This is a genomic window from Reichenbachiella versicolor (assembly GCF_003171675.1).
In the GTDB taxonomy this organism is placed as follows: Bacteria; Bacteroidota; Bacteroidia; order Cytophagales; family Cyclobacteriaceae; genus Reichenbachiella; species Reichenbachiella versicolor.
Genome location: NZ_QFZQ01000001.1, coordinates 803,803 through 823,678, shown reverse-complemented (window position 1 = coordinate 823,678; position 19,876 = coordinate 803,803). Strand labels below are relative to the sequence as shown.

Genomic DNA, 19,876 nt, shown 5'->3' with positions numbered 1-19,876 from the left:
TTTGATAGCTAATCAGATACTTGATTTCTACCAATCCCTAACTCCTCCAGATTTACTTCCTGCTAATGTGGAAACTCTTAACCCTTATATCACGAAAGAAGGTTGGGATACTACAGAAGCTTTTTACCATAAGTTTTATAACGATAATAACTTTCGTAAAATCTTATTTGGGATCAATCCTGGTAGACTAGGAGGAGGATTAACTGGTGCTCCATTTACCGACCCGATCTGTATGGAAGATTTTTGTGGCATCACTAATCCATTTCCAAAAAGGCACGAATTGAGCTCAAAATTCGTCTACGAAATGATTAATTTTATAGGTGGCCCAAAAAATTTCTACGCCAACTATTTTATAACAGGAATTTCTCCTCTTGGCTATATATCTGACGGTAAAAACCTAAACTACTACGATATCAAGGGTTGGAAGGAGATTTTTGAAGAGTCTGTGGTTCAGTGGATCAAAGCTCAGTTGCAATTCAACATAGATACTTCCATAGCCTATAGTATTGGTAAAGGAGAAAATATAAAATTCCTGAAATACGTCAACAAAAAACACAACTTCTTCGAAAAGATCGAATCTTTACCACATCCAAGATGGGTCATGCAATACAGATTAAAATCAAAGCATATTTTTCTAGAAGAATACAAAGAAAAACTACCCTTAACCAACTGAAATACTGCACATTAAAACCAACACCTTAACCTATCACATAATTTACCAACAAGTCTTTCTTGGAATAATACCACTTATTAAAATAATACAATAAAAATACATTCAAAGAGATACTAAACCCCTTTTAAAAGAAGCTTTAATTATTAGATAAATCCTAAATAAATAACCGATTACTAATTTTATCTTTAAATAATCATAAATAAGTAAAACCCTTATATTCTATATTACGTGATTATACCCATTGATTTAATTCAATCAATATCTAAATTTGAATCGTAAAATAAACTATTATAGCCCTTGGAAACTAAAGCTCTTAAAACATCGATTTTATTCTATGCCATTGCTTTCAAAGCAGCAAGTGTAGCCTTATACCTGATTTTAGTTTGATACCAAAAACCAGCCTATTTTAAAGATAAGTGTTGGCTTAGTACAACTTCATTCAAGTAAAAAATGTGTAGGACTGTTCATAGAGCAGTCCTTTTTTTCTACTTGAGCCCAAATCAACGTAAAATACGATTTCTTAATTTCTGTATTGGATTTATACAGATAGAATTCTTCTTTCCCTCCTTAGTAGACTTTTTATAGTTTAGCTTAACTAAAAACATATGAATAGCCGATTTCGTTTTGGCTTTAGTATTTCCTAGATGAGTATTTCAAAAATCATAAAGTATATGCTTTTAACAATTTTGAGCATTGTAAGCACCTTAGTGCTTATTGGCATTTTAATTATCAACTTCTACCCTTCATTCGGAGCTAAACCAAGCGGTGAAAGATTAGAAAAGATTAAAACGTTGAAAACATATAAAGATGACAATTTTGTAAACCTATCTCCTGTAAAGCTTGAATTCTCCTTTTCGGATTATAAAAAGATGATTTCAAAAATGCTCAAAGGAAACCCAAACGGTAGACCTGCTAATAATGTCCCAGTACAAAGATGGTCTAAGGAAGAAGTAGAAAACATAGCAGACTCTACTAGCTCTGCCATCTGGTATGGGCACTCATCTTTCTATCTGAAAATGAACAATAAAAACATACTTCTGGATCCTATGTTTGGTGAATACCCTGCCCCTCTTCCTTATCTAACAGGAAAGAGGTATTATAACTCTGATTCTATTCCCATAGCAATAGAAGACCTCCCTGAAATTGATTTAATTGTCTATTCTCACGACCACTATGACCACCTTGACTACCCTACGGTACTTAAACTCAAGAACAAGGCTAAGCACTTTTTAGTACCTATGGGATTAGGATCACACCTTGAAGGATGGGGCGTTCCCAGCGAAAAAATCACTGAGCTCTATTGGGATGAAGAAACTAATATTGATGGAATCAGGTTCGTATGTACTCCTTCACAGCATTTCAGCGGAAGAGGACTTAGTGATCGAGCCAAAACTCTTTGGTGCTCATGGGTTATTGAAGGAAAGAATAAAATCTATTTTAGTGGGGACTCTGGATATTTTGATGGGTTCAAAAAAATCGGAGATGAACATGGTCCTTTTGACTTATGTCTAATGGAATGTGGGCAATATGACTCATTATGGAGTGATATTCACATGTTCCCTGAAGAGACTGTCCAAGCCCATATTGATCTTAAAGGAAAAACTTTAATTCCAATTCACTGGGGCGCTTTTACTTTGGCCAATCATGAATGGTATAACAGCGCTGACAGAGTACTAGCTGCTAGCCTAAAGCATGGCATCGATATTAAAACACCTCGTATCGGTGAAGAAATATTGATTGGCAAAGATCAAAAGTTTGATCATTGGTGGAAAACTGTACAGTAAGTCAAAAAATGATTAGATCTCTCTACTCTATGAATAGCTGATTTATCGGCATAATTTCCAATAAAAATTCAAAATAAAGGACTTGAAATCCGGTACTTTCTCAAAAAGTAGTAGGCATGCAGAATAGTTTTCTTTTGTAAAGCACTAATATATTAGTCGAATTCGTTAACTTAAATGAACTCTTCCCCATCCCTACTTTGTTCTCAACCTACTATACCTGAGACAATTGAAAAAAGAAAGTATGAGGAACACTATGTTCGTATTTCTATTTTTGGCTTCCATTAGTACTCTGGCAAAGAAGCGTCCAAACATCATATTGTTGATGGCAGATGACATGAGCCCACGAGAATTACCAATCTATGGGAATAAAATTGCCAAAACTCCTCATCTAGATTTATTAGCTCAAAATGGAGTCTTTTTTAAAACGGCATGGGCTACACCTAAAAATCAAGCTACGCTAGCCATGCTCATGACTGGCAAATATGCTCACCAAACTGAATGGTATCATGGATCTATGAGACCCAGCATAGAAGAAAAAAATCATCACCTACATGAGCACAAATTGTTTTCGAATGTGGCTAAAGAAGCTGGATATAAGACTTTGATGGCGGGAAAGTTTCAACTCAATGGAAAAGTCACTGATCACGGGTTTGATGAATACTTCATCACTGGTGATTGGCATGGACCAGAAGGTTTTGGTCAATACGTAACCAAGAAAGGAAAAACAAAACCTTCATGCTACTGGAATCCTTATGTAAGTATTTATAAGCATGAGGAAGATACCGCAGAATGGCTACAGACAACAGACAATGACTTTGGTCCTGAGATGGTACTTCGATATTCAATGGATTTCATTAGACGCGCACATAGAGAAGATAAACCATTCTTACTCTATATGCCGCTACACTTGGGGAATAGAAATGGGAACAACAACCTTCCTAAAACCCCTCAATATTCTTTCTTCCCTAGAAGAACCTATATCTATAGTGACAACTCCATGGCTGCTCATGCTAACTACATAGACATGATGATTGGACAACTTAAACTCCAACTCCATAAAATAAAGGAACTGGAAAACACTATTTTCATTATTACTTCTGATAACGCTAGTGAGGATTTTGGAAAAGAAAGTGTATCTCTAGAGAAAGGTACCCGAGTACCACTCATCATTAGTGGCGCTGGGGTAAAAGCAATAGGTAGGTCTGATGCTTTGACTGACCTAACGGACATTTTCCCTACTATCGAAGAATTGGTAGGTGCTAAACTTTCTCAAAATATTGACGGTGTTTCTCTAGTCCCTGTACTTCACGGAAAACACAAAACACATCGTGAATGGATTTACAGCTATATGACGGTTCATCAAATGGTCCGTACTAAAGACATCCTAAAAGATGGGTATAACATGTATTGGCACCAAATGGATCATGGACCTTACAAACTCATCAGTGGAAATTCTGTCGAATTTGCTGACCAAATAGCTATAATAAAAAAAGTCCTCAAAGAGATCCCTGCTCCTTCCCGCCAAGATTCTCTCTATCTCCGGTATATGACAAAAATTAAAGACAAAAAGAGCAAGGATGGCCCTTATATGTCAAATACTCCGAAGTAGTGTTTATTGTTGAGAAGCCTCACTGACATTACATATGATTAACCAGACGTTACATCTCATCAACCAGGCATTACATGTGATCAACCAGACGTTACATTTCATCAACCAAGCATTACATGTGACCAACCAGACTTTACATTTCATCAACCAAGCATTACATGTGACCAACCAGACATTACAATTCATCAACCAAGCATTACATGCGATCAACCAGACGTTACATTTCATCAACCAAGGGTTACATGCGATCAACCAGATATTACAATTCATCAACTGTCATTCATATAAAAAGCCATGCCTCAACAGAAACATGGCTCAATAATTCGTATTAACTACTATAACAGGAATGCCTATTCCATTGCCAACTCCACCTGTTCTTCTTCTACTGCAGGTTGCTTCCTAAATAATGGATCAGCACCTATAGTTCCTACTAATGTATCCAAGTACGCAGATGCTGACACTCTTTCAAATTCTACCTTCAGTCTTTTTAATTTGGACTCGATATCTAAATCAACGGTAAGAGGAGCATTTTGAGGCAGCTTTATGAAGTTTTCTAAGTATTTGATCTGCTTCTCCACGAAAGAAATGTCTTTCTCTTGCTTCAGCTTCAGTCGCTCTTGATACCAGTCACTTGCCAATACATGATCGCGATCAAACTGTTTTCTGAGTTCTGGGTCGCTGATATCCTTACCTTCATAGTGACCATAAGCCATTACGTGTAGTAGAATTTGTAGTGGAGGTATCGCAGCGCTCACACTATTGTCATCGAAATATCTCTTAGCTACTTTCTGCTGAGTTTCGACGATATTATTGATACCATCTACATAGTCTTCCATACCCTGAAGCTCTGGCTTCAACATTCTCTCTGTGAATACTGCTCCTGGTTCATCAAACAGTCTATTCATACACCTAAAGGCAAACATGTTGGTAATTCTATAGCCAAGTCTACTGGCTAAAACTTTCTTGCCTTCGAACTCAAAGTCGTCTAACTTCTCAAGGGCTTTGTGCTTAATCAATTCCTTAGGATCTCTATCCTCAGGCATCATCCTTGCCCAAATCTCTGGAATCAGTAAACTAATATCATGATCTACTTTATTCTCTGCTCCTACGTATCCTGCTGCCGTACTAAATGCACTAGATTCGGTTAAGATGTGTGCTAGCATAGCATTGTTCAAGTCAGATGTAGGTGTCAACATATTGAAAGGGCCTTTGGTCAAAGCACCTTCAGATCCAGCACCTGTAGTAGATGGAGACTTACCGGTCAAACTACTAATAAAGTCCATGAACAGTTCAGGAGTCTCTTGATAGTGAATAGGGTTGTATACAGCCAATGGTCTGATCCCGTTTTTCCTGTCTACAGGATTATTTCTTCGACCTGGCAATACAGCATTGACAGTATAAATCACAGGATCTTCGGATTTTATCTTCCTGAACAATCTTGTACCAACTTCCGCGATGTATTTATCTTCTGTCTCTCCAAAATGAATATTTTTCTCAAGGTATCTTGGGTTTACAGTAGGGGTCCCGTCTACAATTCTAGTATGAGATGGTACAGCAAAGAATTCATCATCCTTACCGTTTTCAATGATATCCATCAGAAAATCCTTCACAGGCTGAGTATACTTATCAAAATTGATGGTATCCTCATACAGATCAATCGCATCTTGCCGAGATAGTGGCTCATAGTTAGTCAAGAATACTCCATCAGATACTAGATCCTTTTCCGCTTTCTTATCATACCCACGGACGATAGCTTCATCTGGTCTCTGAAATAGGTGAGCCTCACAGTTTTCAAGAATTTTGACACTCCTATTAGAATATTCTGGATTTAGGTTCTTGATACGGTCTTTAGGAAGAACAATAGATGCTGAGATATCATCTTCTGTCTGAATTTTCTTACTCGCTGAAAAATCTGATCTTAGTTTGTGTAACAACCATGTTCCTTGCTGGTTGAAACCTATTCTTACATAACTCCCTACTACAGGCTGATTATTATATAAGAATTTAGTCCCTTGATGGTTATTAATGATCTGTACCGACATGCTATCCTTCCAGTTCAAACCGCCTTCATTTTGTCTATACAGACGTTTGATGAATAATACCAATGACCTAATATGATCAGGAATACTGCGTACCCACTCATTGTATTTATCTGAATGTTTATCCGATACGGTTAAAAGCTTAACCGTAGACCCCAAAGAACGATCTGGGCTCAAAAATGCTCTGGACTTTGGTCTTTTAGCCTTTTCTTCTCGATATCTATCAGAGTAATCTTTCTCAATAATCTCATCAGCCATTTTAATATCCTCTTCCAAATTATGGATATGGAAAGCATTGTATGAGATTGCATTCTGCATAGACTTTGAAATCTCAGATTTACCTCCCCCTGATACGGTACATGGCTTGTGACAGAATACTCCTTCTGCCCGAGTGGTAACTATTCTCCAGAGAGAAATAGCTGGATGTTTCTCCAGGTTATATTTATTTCCAGATGGATGAATATAAGTTTTATAAGGAGACAATGTTAGCTTCTGTTCTTTGCCCTGATACGTCCAACTGATACTGTTGGTATTTGTATTGATCAAGGCATACTCCGGTATGTATATGATATTGGGATACTTCTTATCTACCGCATATTTTTCTGGTTTAACGTCTACCCTATCACCTAGAAGTTTCATTGCATCCTCAAACTTGTGAAGATTACCCAGCTTCGCAGATACTCTTCTTCCATCCACTCTATCACCCAGTACGGCCCTGTGGTAAGCAATAGCTCCTCCAGCATGCTCTTCTTCTAGCAATCCATATAGATTAGCGGAGTAACTGATCTGAGTTTTAATTTCCTTCTTAGAATACCCGTAATAGTTATCAGCAATCAATGTCACCACTACACCTCTATCATCTCTACAGGTCAATTTGAATGCACCACCATCATTATACAGTTCATTTTCATCCTTCCAAGCCATACCATCGTTGCGCTGACGTTCTGTAGCAGCATCCCAATGTGGAAGACCAAGATCTTTCATCTTCAATGTCTTCAAATGAGGTGCTAAAATGATACAACCAGTATGTCCAGTCCAGTGCTCTGGATCTAAAGCAGAATCATTCTCTGCTAAGTATGGATCTCCAGCGTTACCGAAGATATTCTCCACAAAATCAATGTTCGAGACCAAAGTTCCTGGCACGAAAAATCTAACCTCTAGACGTTTCTTGGGCACGACTCCCTTTACCTCGGGACAGACTACAGGTCTTAACAATGAAGAGACCATCAGTTTTGCCTTTTCGTCTTGATTTGCTGTGAATGGTAATACCTTAACATCACTCGGCTGATTAAAAGCCTCATTCAAGAAATGTGCGAATACAATCTTAGGAACTTCTTTTTTATCTAGCGGAACTGGTAAGTCCCCTTCCACGATATGGAAAGTACCTTTAGTAGTTCTTTTATCCTTCAAAGGATTATTTAGAACCCCTTGTTTTATTCTATGAGACGTTACATCTGCACTTTTGAAATAGTTAGCATCTGGAGGCAGACTCAATTCTCTTGCATGACCTTTCTTAGTCAGAACTAGCGTGTTATTTGCAAGTTTAGGGGCTTTATCAATCTCAACATCCTTCAAATAATCATCAATAAAATCTTGAATTCTCTGATCTGCTGGAGAAAGTGGTTGATCCACAAGTCGAGATACTTCACGAGTACTTTGAATAAAACCATCTGTAAGCGCTGTAAAATTAGGGTTACAAAATGCCCCATCCCTGTCTTCGAATACTGGCTGTCCTAGTGCTGCCAGTTGAAGGTTAAGGTACTGAACTGTGTCCTTTCGACTTTGACTGATTTCGTTGTTTTGTTCTTCCATCTTTAGTTTCCGTTTTGGTAGAAATGATGTCAGTAGAGATTAGTTAGTTCTTAATAAGTATCTACTGGCAAACAGGGCTTAACCTGCCTTATCCGATTGTAAAAATGGACTAGACCTATTCTTGAAAACAGGACGTAGATCATATGTTTCTAGATCTTGATCATGTTTTAACGATCACATCATATTATTGCCCGTGCAGCTACACGAAAAAATTCGTGCTCGTACACGTATAAATTTCACCAATCATCTAAACCATGACCTTATTACTATTTCGTGACCTGTATCATTGGCCATGCTAAAGGCATATCTTCTCTAATGGATCGAATAATATGACTGCTTTTGATGCCTCGTTTGTATTATTAGTATTTTCAATAAGAATTAACCAATTTCGACCATTAGCTCATCAAGGTGGTGAGCGTATTTCTTATTTCTAACCAATACTAGATTTATGGGATTATTCTCGAAAATCTTTAGCAAAGGTGCTAAAGACATCTTGTCGGAAGGTGGCAAGATTGTAGACAACTTATCTACGAGCGATGACGAAAAATTGAGAGCAAAAAATGAACTCTCTAATATCGTATTCAACGCTATGAACAATGTCCAAAATGCTCAGCGAGACATCATCACTGCTGAGGCTTCGGGCAACTGGCTACAACGTAGCTGGAGACCAATCGTGATGCTTACATTCGCTTTTATAGTAGTGTATGCATATTTCATAGAACCTGCATTTGTCAATACAGCAGACCCTATTAGCAAAAACATTGATCCTAAATTTTGGACTCTCCTAGAAATCGGTATCGGTGGGTATGTAGTAGGTAGGTCTGCGGAAAAGATAGCTACGACCGTCACTAAAAATGTCGATATTCCTTTTGTAAGGAAAAAAGACCGTAAAGACATCTTTGGGTAAATTATGATGGAAATAGAAGATCACTTATTCAAAAAAGGTGAATCAGTCAGTCACCTTTCTTGTCCAAAGAATACTGTCAAATTCGCACCCGGCCAGCCGGATACTATCATTATCCATTATACTGCTGGTAAATCTGGTGAGAGCTCTGCCAAATATCTTTGTAGAAAAAAGGTCAAGGCTTCTGCACACATAGTATTAGATAGATCTGGTCATATCTATCAATTAGTTCCTTTTGATACGGTCACTTGGCATGCTGGTAAAAGCTCATACGAGGGTAGATCAGGATTCAACAAGTTTTCTATAGGAATTGAAATAGATAATGCTGGGGTTTTAGAGAAAGTTGGTAACAAGTACAAATCTTGGTTTGGCAAGACATATCCAGAGGAAGAGGTTATGCAAGCAGTCCATCGAAATGAGTCAGCATCTAGGTTTTGGCACACTTACACTGAGGTACAGATTGACAAGACTATAGAAATGATCGAGGCGCTGATGGATAGATATCCTACCATTACCAATATTCTAGGACATGAGGAGATATCTAAAGGACGCAAACAAGATCCAGGCCCTGCATTTCCATTAGACAAAGTCAGAAATGGTTTCTTGGAGAGCAGAGAAGAAGAATTGCCGATGAGCGATGATTATGAAGGAATTGTAGATGTTCCCAGACTTAATATTCGTGAAATGCCATCTGGAAGTGCTGATTTAGCAGCAGCTCCACTTGAAGGAGGTACAAAACTCAAAGTGCTCCAACAACACAATGGGTGGCTAAAAGTTGAAACTAAAATTGAAGGCTGGGTAGCTGGACAGTATGTAGATATTAAATAATAGTAATAGACAGGAGAGCTAACATTCATAACTCTCCTGACTTTTTTACATTCCAAGTCTTTTCATGATTTGCGAATCTATTTTTTGGCAAAGTAGATGTGGTTTCATTGTTCTCCAATTAATTGCTTCCAACTGCCCCCCTGAGTTAACATAACTATCAATACCATAGTTATTCATTTCATCTAATACGAAATCTCTGAAACCGATAGCAGTTACCCAACCGTCTTCTACATCTTCAAACCATTCTTCGTAATAGCTATCATCCGAACCATGAAAATTCATTACGTTCTCCCCTATTAGAATAAACTTATTAACTCCTTGATGAATCATCTCATCAACGATATTTCTTTTAAGGTTCATGATATCATTATTTATGGCATCATTCCACTCTCCTATGAACTCAATTACTGCAAAACCAGCATCATAATTCACATAAAGCAGCTTCAAATAAAGTGTCTCTGACCCCATAAAGTCCCAGCCTGGTGCTATGTAATAGCCATATATAGTATCCGAGTACAGATCATAGTTATACTCTTTACCGTTGAATGGAGAAAGTGAATCAAGGCTGGAATCATAATACTTAAGCCAACCAAAGTAAGGTTCTAACTGATGCATTGTACGACTATTTATAGTTTTGCACCGCTGCTCTCACTGAGCCATATTTCTCCACCAATTTCTCAGCAGTAGCTCTATCGGCACCGGTTTCATCCATCACCATACGAGCAGCACGATCTACAAGTTTCTCATTACTCAGTTGCATATCGACCATTTTATTTCCTTTCACATGACCTAGTCTAATCATGACAGATGTTGAAATCATATTTAGAGCTAGTTTCTGTGCAGTTCCGGACTTCATTCTCGTACTACCCGTCACAAACTCTGGTCCAACAACAATTTCAATAGGATATTCTGAAGCTGCAGCAAGTTTCGAATCACTATTACAAACAATACAACCTGTAACAATTCCATTGGCTCTTGCCTTTTCGATTCCACCTATAACATAAGGCGTTCGCCCTGACGCTGCGATTCCAATCAAAACATCCTTATCTGATATATCATTGGCCTCTAAATCTTTCCAAGCTTGTTGGGTATCATCTTCTGCAAATTCCACAGCCTTCCTAATAGCTCCATCACCTCCTGCTATTAACCCAACTACCCTTCCATGATCAAGGCCATAAGTAGGGGGAATTTCAGACGCATCTACTACTCCCAATCTACCACTTGTCCCTGCTCCAATATAGAAAATGCGTCCACCTGCCATCATTTTCTCTAATATCTTTTCAACGAGCAGTTTTATTTCAGGAATAACCTTTTCTACTGCTAACGGGACAGTTTGATCCTCCTTGTTCATATTGATAAGAAGATCCTCAGTAGACATATTTTGGAGATCATTGTAATTAGATGCAGATTCTGTAGTAGACATATAGAATGTTGTTGAAATAAAAGTTCAAAGTAAACCCTTGAACTAAGTTTAGAGACTGTTTTAAATTTTGTTCAGCTAAGACCTAAGAAATGAATCATAAGGTTTTAATAAATTTTTACCCTGAAATTATAAAATAGATTCCTCTTTATGATAAAGTGTGAGACCAGCTATCGGGCTTTCTACAACATGCCCTATTGTAATGCCTTTGTCTTGACCAGCTTTGCGTAGAATATTGCTAAAGTAATAAGCCACTGAGCCTGTAAAATGAACAGGTGTAGTCTCGTACCCTTCGTATTGCTGCACATTAAGCTCAAGGAACTCTACCATAATGCTATAGACCATTTTATACATTCCCGGATCCTTGATATTTTGAAAAACAAACTTGGAAAATTTAGAAATGTAGCGCGCTGAATTCTCAGCATTATAAATTTCTCTAATCAGTTCATCTTGATTGTCACCAAATCTCTTTTCAAAATTCTTGGTTACTTGACTTGATAGGTTTCCTCTAAAATAGTTCTGCAATAACTTCTTTCCTATGTAAGAACCACTACCTTCATCTCCTAAAAGATAACCCAATGAACGAACATTGGCAGTAATCTCTTGCCCATCATATAAACACGAATTGGAACCAGTACCTAAAATACAGGCTATTCCAGAATCATGCCCACACAGCGATCTAGCTGCTCCAAACATGTCGTGATTAATATACACATTGGCAGAAAAGAAGAAAGACATAAATAACCTATGGACAAAAGCAACATTCTTCTCAGCCTTACAGCCTGCACCATAGAAATACAGCTTTACAGATTCTGATTTGTAATCCTTTAAAACAGAAGTGATATTGACCTTAATTTCTTCCTCGGTCATATAGTTTGGATTGATTCCCTCTGATTTAGCCTGTGTGACATTTCCATTAGAATCAATAAATCTCCAATCAGTCTTAGTCGATCCACTATCCGCAATTATTATCATGTATTATTACTTTTAAGAGAGGTGATAGTAAGCGCTTATACTAGTTGACCAACCACTTCAAATTTATCAAAAACATTAGCGTTGTGAGGTGCATCAGTATCCAATTCGGAAGTCAAATCCTGACCTGCCCAGTGTTCATAATGTTTACCATTTTTCCACATTCTAGATCTAGTCACATCATAAATCTTACCTTGATATGCTACCCAAATTTCTTCCCTATCTTGACCATTTCTAAGGGCCAATTGACTTCTAGTATATGTTCTTGTCATAGAAACTCGAAATTAAAATATCTATCGCCGAAACGCTTATTACTAGCGAGATTCATCATTTATAGTTGCAAAACAATGTTTTTAGTGACCTAAAAGCATATTAAAAACAACCATAACTCATTAAAAACACCAACTAAAAGACACTTTAATTCCTCACAATCTGCATTTTAATCCAACTACGTAGAAAATACTTTTGTTGGATGTGAAAATATAACAATTAAGTCAATCAACTAAACAGAGCTACCCTGACCTTTCTCTTCACAAAATTCAAGTAAGAGGCACCCATAACAACATTAGTCCTTTTTGTTTAGAAGACTGAAATCCATCTGTACTAAAAGATTAACAGTTGACAGGACGACTATGTCCTATTATGGAAAAAAATGAAGAGAATAATTATCCCATTCATGCTCTTTGCATTAGCTCCAGCTTTCGCAAAAGCAGACACGTATTCAAATCAAATGGTAACCATGAATCTAGACGATTTATGGGTTTTGGTAGCTGCCGCACTGGTGTTTTTCATGCAGGCAGGATTTAAAGTATTAGAAACTGGATTAGTTAAAAAACAGCACCGAGCAGGTATAGGGGCTAAAAACCTCTTAGACTGGGTTGCTGGAAGTATAGCTTTTTTCGTTGTAGGTTTCGGTATTATGTTCGGAAGTTCAGACAGTGCATGGTTTGGATTCGATTTTTTTGCAGGTAATAATATTGACACAGGTAAGGAGTATATTTTCTTCCTTTTCCAGTTGGCTTTTACAGGTACTGCCCTCACAATAGTATCAGGAGCTATGTCTGGTCGTACTGGGGTCATACCGTATTTTATAGCCTCTATGATGACTGCCATGGTAATTTATCCAGTATTTGGATACTGGTCATGGGGTAATCTTCTTATTGAAGATAATACACCTTGGTTAGCAGGATTAGGATTCATGGATTTTGCAGGGTCTACTGTGGTTCATAGTACTGGAGCATGGATAGCCGTAGTAGGCATCTATATGGTGGGACCAAGAATCGGTCGATATGATGCCTTGGGCAAACTCCAAAAGATGCCTGCCTCTGATTATTCTTACAGTATTCTGGGTGTAATGATCCTCTGGCTTGGCTGGTGGGGATTCAATGGAGGAAGTACTCTTGCATTCAATGAGGATGTAGTAAAGATAATTCTGAACACGAATTTGGCAGGGGCTGCTGCAGCCTTCACAGCTTTCTTTTACGCCGTTTTCTTTCAAGACAAACAAGATGTAATTGAAAAGCTTGCAGGCGGGAGTTTGACTGGACTAGTAGCCATTACCGCATGTTGTAATGTTGTCTCTCCTATATCAGCTATTTTGATTGGTGCTATTGCTGGAATAATTCACAACCTCTTCTATGTATACCTTTCGGAAAACCTAAAACTTGATGATCCTGTTGGGGCAATAGCAGTACATGGTATCGGAGGCATCTTCGGTACGCTAGCAGTAGCCCTTTTTGGAGAAGCTGACCTATTAGTACATGACAGATGGCTTCAATTAGGCATTCAAGTAGTTGGAATTATAACCTGTTTTGGATTCACTACAGTCATCTCGCTAGGCATGTTTATTCTAATTAAAAAAACAATAGGGCTAAGGGTATCACCTCTAGAAGAAATGAAAGGAGCGTTTGTAGGGCAGATAGCAGACGAAATGAATGATGAGGTCGATGAAAACAGAAAAGTAACTCAAGTAGCCGTACAGATTAGTGCTCGTGGATACAACATGTATTCAATAGAAGAATATCTGAAAATCGAACAAGACAAGCGCAGTGAACTTGTTCGACATGACAAGGTCAAATATATGGATCAAGTAGGCAATATTATGTCTCCTTTGATAGCAGTCAGACAGCTAGGACAACAACTAGAAAATGAAAAGCATCAAATAGAAGAAGAAAGAGACAAGCTCATTGAAGAGCAAAAACAGACTACGAAAAACATCTCACATGCCAGTAAACTACAAAGTGCCTTGCTTGGCAGCATAGATACTTTTCAAAACCTCTTCGAAGAGAGTATGATTTACTTCAAACCTAAAATCAAAGTTTCTGGTGATTTTTACTGGTTTAAAAAAATCGGAACTTACAAGATAGTCTTATGCTGCAACAGTACTGGCTCTGGAGTTTCTGGTGGCTTTTTATCAATCTTAGGTATGTCAATGATCAATGAGATATTTAGTAGCAATAAAGTGCTCTACCCTGAAAAAGTACTAGACATAATCGATAGAAAGTTTGTCAAAACTCTGCGTGCAAAATCTCTAGGCCAGCAATTGATGGACAAACTAGACATGTCAATAATAGTAATAGACGAGCTGAAGCAAGAGCTGCATTTTGCAGGTGCAAATAGCAATCTGTACATTGGAAATGATGGAGCATTAAAAGAGTTCTTAGGCAACAATTGCTCTATTGGCAGAAAAGACATGTCAAATGACAGTATTTTTAAAAGAGAGTCTATCAAATACAAAACAGGTGATATTGTCTATTTGTTTACCAATGGTTACTATGATCAAAAAAATCTAATTGGTGAACCCATTACTAAGGAGGTTCTTCTTGATATCCTAAAAACAAATATGGACAAGTCCTTTGTCAATCAGCAACGCATTCTTAAAGAAGACTTTGACAACTGGTCCACAGGAGCAGAACAAACTGATGATGTTCTGATCATGGGATTCAAACTTAGATAAAGAGATTCCTAAATTTTTCTAACTTCTAATTATATGCTCCTCCTCTATAGCTATGGCTATCAGTGTGAGGAGCATTTTTTGTTTATAATTTTAATTACAACCTCCAATCCTGCAATTTTTCCACCACCAAGGTTTCACTAACATTGAAGGAAGTAGACTGATCCGCTACAGTAATTTTAAAATCTCCCTTCTCTATTAACTTCTGGTAGTTTCTATCGACAAAAGCCAAATCTTTGATCGGCAACTCAAAGAAAACAGTTTTTGACTCACCTTCATTTAGATATAACTTCTCAAACTTTCTTAACCTTTTCACAGAAGGAGTCACTGACGCTACCAAATCAGACGAATACAACTGCACAACTTCCTTTCCGCCTCGGTCACCAATATTTTCAACATCTACTGAAACACTAATCACATCATTAGCTCCATATTCTTCTTTATCAATCTTCAAATTGGAGTACTTGAATTTCGTATAACTCAAACCGAAGCCAAAAGGCCATTGTGACTTTATAAATGGGTCATTGTATTCGCTACCATCAGCATGAGGAGAAGCTTCAGAATACTTATAAAAATAAGGGATCAAATCATTAGTATAGCTTGGATAGGTAAAAGGAAGTTTTCCGGAAGGGTTAGCATCACCATATAGAATATCTGCTAAAGCTTCTCCTCCTTCATTACCAGGTAATAAAACATCAATTACAGCATCAGATAGTTTAACCTCGTCTCTTATTATTCTCGGTCTCCCCTCATTTATTACCAATACTATCGGTTTACCTGTTGTACTCAATAACTTTACTAATTCCTTTTGGTTCACAGACAGAACCAAATCATCAAGATCTCCTTGTTTCTCAGTGTATGTATTCTCTCCGATACAAGCTACCACCACATCGACATTCATAGCAGCCGATTCTAGGGCTTTCATATCCACTATTTCATCTTTCCAATATTTCCCTTTTGAATAAGCCACCCCTTTTTCAAACAAAACATTATCATGACCTACTTTCCCCTGAATCGCCTCCAGTATCGTAAGCTTCTCTTTGGCAAACTGGTCAGTCATTTGCCCCTGCCAAGTGTAAGACCAGCCTCCATTCAATACTCTCATATTATCGGAATTTGGTCCACATACCAGTACTTTTTGTCTCTTACTAAGAGGAAGGATATCGTTATCGTTTTTCAACAACACAATGGACTCTAATGCCCCTTCTTTAGCTTTAGCAATATGTTTATCAGACCCAAAATCAGGATAATTTTTAAAATCTGTCAAAGGGCTATCAAATAGTCCAAGATCAAACTTGAGCTTCAAAATTTTACGAACCGCATCGTCTATTCTTGACATAGGAACTTCTCCCTCATTGACCAAAGCTGTTAGGCAATCAGCAAATTCAATATCGTTCGGCACCATAGCCATGTCAATCCCTGCATTTATAGCCATTTTTGTAGCTTCTTTTCTATCTACAGCTACATGGTGACGTTCTACTAGGTTGTATATATCATACCAATCAGTAACTACCAGACCACTAAAATTCAACTCCTTTTTCAATAGCTTAGTTAAGATATCGTAATTAGCATGTACAGGTATTCCATTCACCTCTCCTGAGTTAATCATAATAGAGGTTGCACCTTGATTAATAGCCTCCTTAAATGGGGGAATAAAAAGTTCTCGCATCATTCTCTCAGGAATCCAAGCTGGAGTTCTATCTTTTCCACTTCTAGGATTGCTATATCCAATAAAGTGTTTAATACAAGCCGCTACTCTGCTGCTATCAGATATATCATCACCTTGGAACCCAGATTGCATCGCCAACCCCATCTGAGCAGTCAAATAAGGATCTTCACCAAACCCCTCCCATATTCTAGGCCATCTAGGGTCTATTCCTAGATCCAATACAGGGCTGAATGTCCACGGAATACCAGAGGCTCTAGTTTCATAAGCAGTCAATTCTGCCAATTCTTCAACCAACGAAGGATTCCAAGTTGCCGCTAAACCTACTTGCTGTGGATATAAAGTTGCACCCACGGTATAATTAGTCCCATGTATAGCATCAATACCATAAAGAATAGGAATTCCATTTTTCGTATCTTCTAAGGCCAGTTTTTGAAAGTAACCTATTAGCTCATTCCATTGTTCCTTGGTATGAGCAAACCTTCCTGTGTTTAGCACAGACCCAATGCCGTATTCAACTATATACCTGCGAACTTTAGCTGTATCTAAGGTAATAGGCAGACCAAAATGCCTTTTAACCTTTTTATTAGACATAGAGCCTATGGTAAGCTGGGTCATTTGTCCTACCTTCTCCTTTAATGTCATCTTCGACATGAGTTCAACAACTCTTGAATCGACCTCTGTTCTAATATCTAGTTGAGAAGCTGAATGACACGAAAGAAGACCTGTAAAAAGCCATCCAATTATTAAAGATTTAGTTACGTTCATCATACTTAGTTCGTAATTGAATCTTCAAATAACTATGAAATTGGCGAAAGTGTAGGTGGACAAATTGACTTTTCAAATTCAAATTCAGCTGACTTAATAAAACACACCTCTTTTTTTGGTTCAATTCTAATCATTATGAATAGGTTACTTTTTTATCAACAATAAGCTTCCTACTTTTGTGAATAACTTGTGAACAACGATACTTTGACTAGAGAACTGGAATCTTCTGAATTTCTTCAAAACTTTGATAAGGACAGAAATATCCTTCTAAAAAAGGCTCAAGAAGGGCTTTTTAATTTTTTAGCTGGATATATGATCAAAAAATCTTTTGACAAGTACAAAGTACTGTTCAATCCACTTGGTCTTGTGGATAGCACTTTCCAAAGAATATTAGATTACGACTACGAAGACAAATCAGATCTCTCAGGAATCTATGAAAACCTTTGCGTAATCTACCGATACAAACATGGTGATAATCAACTTGAAATCATGTGGGATGGTCGTACACATGAAGAAGTTTACAGAGAGCAGTGGACAGAAGTATTCGATAAATGGATAGATGACCTAACAAACAATACTACCTTTATCAAGGGAATCCTTCATCTTACAGCATTAAAAGAGCCTGGATCAAATCCTGTTTTCATCCGAAACTATGTTAAGTCTGTAATTAATAACCACTTTGAAATAAAAGTTCTAAAAAGAAATGGTGTAAAACGAGTAGTAGTGAAAGAGAAAAAGGTACAACTGAAAAAAGCTAGTTAATCGTACTTTACTTCAAATCCTGATATCTTTTCAAAAGGTATTTCCTCCATATTCACTTCTTCTACTCTTGCCATCTCAGGACCTACTTTACACCAAACTGTTAGGTCATCAAGTTTTTCCGTTTCCCCATACATTTTAACTTCCACATCTCCGTTGGATAGATTTCGAACCCAACCGTTCAAACCTAATTTTTGTGCTTGCGCTATAGTACTGGCTCTATAAAATACTCCTTGAACTTTTCCTTTGATAATTAGTGATCTGCCGGCTTTCATGATAATTTGATTGATAGTGCTAATGTACGATCCCACATTCATCGCAAAACTTCCGTTTGCTTAAAGGTCGTTTTTTAGGTTTCTTTTTGTGTCCGAAGTACAGAGGGTCACTGTATTGCGGCTTTTCCATATCCTTACTCATTTTCGCATACTTTTTCTTATTCTGCTTCATGAGTGCCTCATATTCTTTTAGACCTTGTTCGTAGTTAATAGTATACTTCTTAGAACCTACTTTTCTACTCTTAAAAACCTTTCTACTACTACTGGACTTTTCCTTCACTTCCGAATCTCTTGACGTCTGTGCAGCCGCTTCATCAGCAAGTAACATAGAAAGGCCAAAAGCCATCAAAAATATAATGTAATGGATACGTTTCATCATGTGCAAATTAAGAAATAATCAAAGTATAATTGCGTCTCAACGGCGTGTTCTCTTACCAATTTCATGCCATTTGACATTTGGTTAACGCATAGATAACACAATTATTGACGAAGAGTTAATATTCTAAATTTTAAGAAATGAAACCAACACTTTTAATACTAGCAGCAGGAAGAGGAAGTAGATTCGGAGGTGCAAAACAGGTCGCACCTATGGGACCAAAAGGGGAAACCATCATGGAATATTCTATCTATGATGCACTCAGTAGTGGCTTCGAAAAGGTCGTTTTAGTGATTAATAAAGATGTGGAGCAAGACACTTTCGAATTGATCGAAAAATTGGGCGATCTAAAATCTAAAGTAGAGTACGCTTATCAAGATCTCTTTACAGAAGTAATCCCAGATGAACTACTTGAGGGAAGGTTAAAACCTTGGGGAACAGGTCACGCTGTCTACAGTGCTATTGATCAGATAGACGGAGCATTTGCCATGATCAATGCAGATGACTTCTATGGCAAAGAGGCATTTGAAGCTATGGCCAGCTTCTTAACTCAAAACACTAAACCAAGTGACTTTGCGATGGTTGGCTATGACATGATCAATACTCTCTCCGAAAATGGTACAGTATCAAGAGGGTTATCAAAAAGTGATCAAAACAGTTTATTAACATCTATAGTAGAAACTCATGGCATCTATGAAAAAGATGGAAAAATATACTGTGAAGGAAAAAATGGAGAGGAACTTATCAGTGAAGGCGTAGCTTCCATGAACTTTTGGGGATTTCAACAAAGCGTATTTGATGAGATCAAAACAGGCTTCCAAAAGTTTCTCAAAAACGCTAAAGACATTACTAAAGACGAATATTATATACCCTCAGTAGTAGACGCTATGATTCATGACGGACGAGCTACAGTTACAGTATTAAAAACGGATGCTAAATGGTTTGGTGTAACTTATAAAGAAGACACTGAAACGGCCAGAGCATCTGTCACAAACGAAGTAAACAACGGTAAATACCCTAACCCTCTATGGAAATAAC

The 19,876-nt window shown here is 37.6% G+C and carries 17 protein-coding genes; 9 read left to right on the top strand and 8 right to left on the bottom strand.

Features of this window, described 5'->3' with window-relative positions:
- Nucleotide 1 precedes the first annotated feature (1 nt).
- The 4 genes from DKG80_RS03330 to DKG80_RS21060 all read left to right on the top strand — a co-directional run bounded on the left by DKG80_RS03330 (nucleotide 2) and on the right by DKG80_RS21060 (nucleotide 4,388).
- Nucleotides 2–673, top strand: a complete 672-nt coding sequence (locus DKG80_RS03330) for a uracil-DNA glycosylase family protein (protein ID WP_162555657.1) — start codon at nucleotides 2–4, stop codon at nucleotides 671–673.
- A 644-nt stretch (nucleotides 674–1,317) separates the two neighbouring features.
- Nucleotides 1,318–2,457, top strand: a complete 1,140-nt coding sequence (locus DKG80_RS03325) for an MBL fold metallo-hydrolase (protein ID WP_221409038.1) — start codon at nucleotides 1,318–1,320, stop codon at nucleotides 2,455–2,457.
- A 241-nt stretch (nucleotides 2,458–2,698) separates the two neighbouring features.
- Nucleotides 2,699–4,066 carry a sulfatase-like hydrolase/transferase gene (locus DKG80_RS03320; RefSeq protein WP_162555656.1) on the top strand — a complete coding sequence of 456 codons (1,368 nt, stop codon included), beginning with the start codon at nucleotides 2,699–2,701 and terminating at the stop codon, nucleotides 4,064–4,066.
- Between the two features lie 34 nt (nucleotides 4,067–4,100).
- Nucleotides 4,101–4,388, top strand: a complete 288-nt coding sequence (locus DKG80_RS21060; RefSeq protein ID WP_162555655.1) for a hypothetical protein — start codon at nucleotides 4,101–4,103, stop codon at nucleotides 4,386–4,388.
- 28 nt (nucleotides 4,389–4,416) lie between these two features.
- Here the strand turns inward: DKG80_RS21060 and DKG80_RS03315 are convergent, their stop codons facing one another.
- Entirely contained in the window at nucleotides 4,417–7,917 is a 3,501-nt protein-coding gene (locus DKG80_RS03315; RefSeq protein ID WP_109829858.1) for a hypothetical protein, read from the bottom strand.
- 448 nt (nucleotides 7,918–8,365) lie between these two features.
- Between DKG80_RS03315 and DKG80_RS03310 the strand changes: the two genes are divergently transcribed.
- Both DKG80_RS03310 and DKG80_RS03305 read left to right on the top strand, forming a co-directional pair.
- A complete protein-coding gene (locus tag DKG80_RS03310; protein WP_109829857.1) occupies nucleotides 8,366–8,824 on the top strand; it encodes a 3TM-type holin in 459 nt (152 codons plus the stop codon).
- Between the two features lie 3 nt (nucleotides 8,825–8,827).
- Nucleotides 8,828–9,649, top strand: a complete 822-nt coding sequence (locus DKG80_RS03305) for an N-acetylmuramoyl-L-alanine amidase (RefSeq protein WP_109829856.1) — start codon at nucleotides 8,828–8,830, stop codon at nucleotides 9,647–9,649.
- Between the two features lie 45 nt (nucleotides 9,650–9,694).
- On the opposite strand, the gene DKG80_RS03300 is transcribed toward DKG80_RS03305, so the two are convergent.
- The 4 genes from DKG80_RS03300 to DKG80_RS03285 all read right to left on the bottom strand — a co-directional run bounded on the left by DKG80_RS03300 (nucleotide 9,695) and on the right by DKG80_RS03285 (nucleotide 12,313).
- Nucleotides 9,695–10,264 carry a hypothetical protein gene (locus DKG80_RS03300; RefSeq protein WP_109829855.1) on the bottom strand — a complete coding sequence of 190 codons (570 nt, stop codon included), beginning with the start codon at nucleotides 10,262–10,264 and terminating at the stop codon, nucleotides 9,695–9,697.
- A gap of 7 nt (nucleotides 10,265–10,271) precedes the next feature.
- On the bottom strand, nucleotides 10,272–11,072 hold the full coding sequence (gene murQ / locus DKG80_RS03295) for an N-acetylmuramic acid 6-phosphate etherase (protein WP_109829854.1): 801 nt from the start codon (nucleotides 11,070–11,072) through the stop codon (nucleotides 10,272–10,274).
- 126 nt (nucleotides 11,073–11,198) lie between these two features.
- The gene (locus DKG80_RS03290) at nucleotides 11,199–12,044 is read right to left on the bottom strand and encodes a BadF/BadG/BcrA/BcrD ATPase family protein (protein ID WP_109829853.1); all 846 of its coding nucleotides are present in this window, start codon (nucleotides 12,042–12,044) and stop codon (nucleotides 11,199–11,201) included.
- Between the two features lie 35 nt (nucleotides 12,045–12,079).
- A complete protein-coding gene (locus tag DKG80_RS03285) occupies nucleotides 12,080–12,313 on the bottom strand; it encodes a cytochrome b5 domain-containing protein (RefSeq protein WP_109829852.1) in 234 nt (77 codons plus the stop codon).
- 380 nt (nucleotides 12,314–12,693) lie between these two features.
- Here DKG80_RS03285 and DKG80_RS03280 point away from each other — a divergent pair, with 380 nt between their 5' ends.
- The gene (locus DKG80_RS03280; protein ID WP_109829851.1) at nucleotides 12,694–14,997 is read left to right on the top strand and encodes a SpoIIE family protein phosphatase; all 2,304 of its coding nucleotides are present in this window, start codon (nucleotides 12,694–12,696) and stop codon (nucleotides 14,995–14,997) included.
- A gap of 94 nt (nucleotides 14,998–15,091) precedes the next feature.
- On the opposite strand, the gene DKG80_RS03275 is transcribed toward DKG80_RS03280, so the two are convergent.
- A complete protein-coding gene (locus DKG80_RS03275) occupies nucleotides 15,092–17,428 on the bottom strand; it encodes a glycoside hydrolase family 3 N-terminal domain-containing protein (RefSeq protein WP_109830197.1) in 2,337 nt (778 codons plus the stop codon).
- A gap of 189 nt (nucleotides 17,429–17,617) precedes the next feature.
- Between DKG80_RS03275 and DKG80_RS03270 the strand changes: the two genes are divergently transcribed.
- Complete coding sequence (locus DKG80_RS03270; RefSeq protein ID WP_109829850.1) at nucleotides 17,618–18,190, top strand: hypothetical protein; 573 nt, start codon at nucleotides 17,618–17,620, stop codon at nucleotides 18,188–18,190.
- Here the strand turns inward: DKG80_RS03270 and DKG80_RS03265 are convergent.
- Nucleotides 18,187–18,462 carry an acylphosphatase gene (locus DKG80_RS03265; RefSeq protein ID WP_109830196.1) on the bottom strand — a complete coding sequence of 92 codons (276 nt, stop codon included), beginning with the start codon at nucleotides 18,460–18,462 and terminating at the stop codon, nucleotides 18,187–18,189. The two genes, DKG80_RS03270 and DKG80_RS03265, sit on opposite strands and share 4 nt — an antisense overlap.
- Before the next feature lie 19 nt (nucleotides 18,463–18,481).
- Nucleotides 18,482–18,838 (bottom strand): hypothetical protein, encoded by a 357-nt coding sequence (locus DKG80_RS03260; protein ID WP_162555585.1) that lies wholly within the window; start codon nucleotides 18,836–18,838, stop codon nucleotides 18,482–18,484.
- A 140-nt stretch (nucleotides 18,839–18,978) separates the two neighbouring features.
- Between DKG80_RS03260 and DKG80_RS03255 the strand changes: the two genes are divergently transcribed.
- On the top strand, nucleotides 18,979–19,875 hold the full coding sequence (locus tag DKG80_RS03255) for a nucleotidyltransferase family protein (RefSeq protein ID WP_109829848.1): 897 nt from the start codon (nucleotides 18,979–18,981) through the stop codon (nucleotides 19,873–19,875).
- The last annotated feature ends 1 nt before the right edge of the window (nucleotide 19,876 follow it).

Excerpts from the sequence above, each read along its gene's own strand:
- DKG80_RS21060 (WP_162555655.1), top strand. The coding sequence starts at position 4,101 with ATGATTAACCAGACGTTACATCTCATCAACCAGGCATTACATGTGATC.
- DKG80_RS03260 (WP_162555585.1), bottom strand. The coding sequence starts at position 18,838 with ATGAAACGTATCCATTACATTATATTTTTGATGGCTTTTGGCCTTTCT.
- DKG80_RS03325 (WP_221409038.1), top strand. The coding sequence starts at position 1,318 with ATGAGTATTTCAAAAATCATAAAGTATATGCTTTTAACAATTTTGAGC.
- DKG80_RS03310 (WP_109829857.1), top strand. The coding sequence starts at position 8,366 with ATGGGATTATTCTCGAAAATCTTTAGCAAAGGTGCTAAAGACATCTTG.
- DKG80_RS03255 (WP_109829848.1), top strand. The coding sequence starts at position 18,979 with ATGAAACCAACACTTTTAATACTAGCAGCAGGAAGAGGAAGTAGATTC.
- murQ (WP_109829854.1), bottom strand. The coding sequence starts at position 11,072 with ATGTCTACTACAGAATCTGCATCTAATTACAATGATCTCCAAAATATG.
- DKG80_RS03290 (WP_109829853.1), bottom strand. The coding sequence starts at position 12,044 with ATGATAATAATTGCGGATAGTGGATCGACTAAGACTGATTGGAGATTT.
- DKG80_RS03285 (WP_109829852.1), bottom strand. The coding sequence starts at position 12,313 with ATGACAAGAACATATACTAGAAGTCAATTGGCCCTTAGAAATGGTCAA.
- DKG80_RS03300 (WP_109829855.1), bottom strand. The coding sequence starts at position 10,264 with ATGCATCAGTTAGAACCTTACTTTGGTTGGCTTAAGTATTATGATTCC.
- DKG80_RS03275 (WP_109830197.1), bottom strand. The coding sequence starts at position 17,428 with ATGAACGTAACTAAATCTTTAATAATTGGATGGCTTTTTACAGGTCTT.
- DKG80_RS03305 (WP_109829856.1), top strand. The coding sequence starts at position 8,828 with ATGATGGAAATAGAAGATCACTTATTCAAAAAAGGTGAATCAGTCAGT.
- DKG80_RS03265 (WP_109830196.1), bottom strand. The coding sequence starts at position 18,462 with ATGAAAGCCGGCAGATCACTAATTATCAAAGGAAAAGTTCAAGGAGTA.
- DKG80_RS03280 (WP_109829851.1), top strand. The coding sequence starts at position 12,694 with ATGAAGAGAATAATTATCCCATTCATGCTCTTTGCATTAGCTCCAGCT.
- DKG80_RS03320 (WP_162555656.1), top strand. The coding sequence starts at position 2,699 with ATGAGGAACACTATGTTCGTATTTCTATTTTTGGCTTCCATTAGTACT.
- DKG80_RS03315 (WP_109829858.1), bottom strand. The coding sequence starts at position 7,917 with ATGGAAGAACAAAACAACGAAATCAGTCAAAGTCGAAAGGACACAGTT.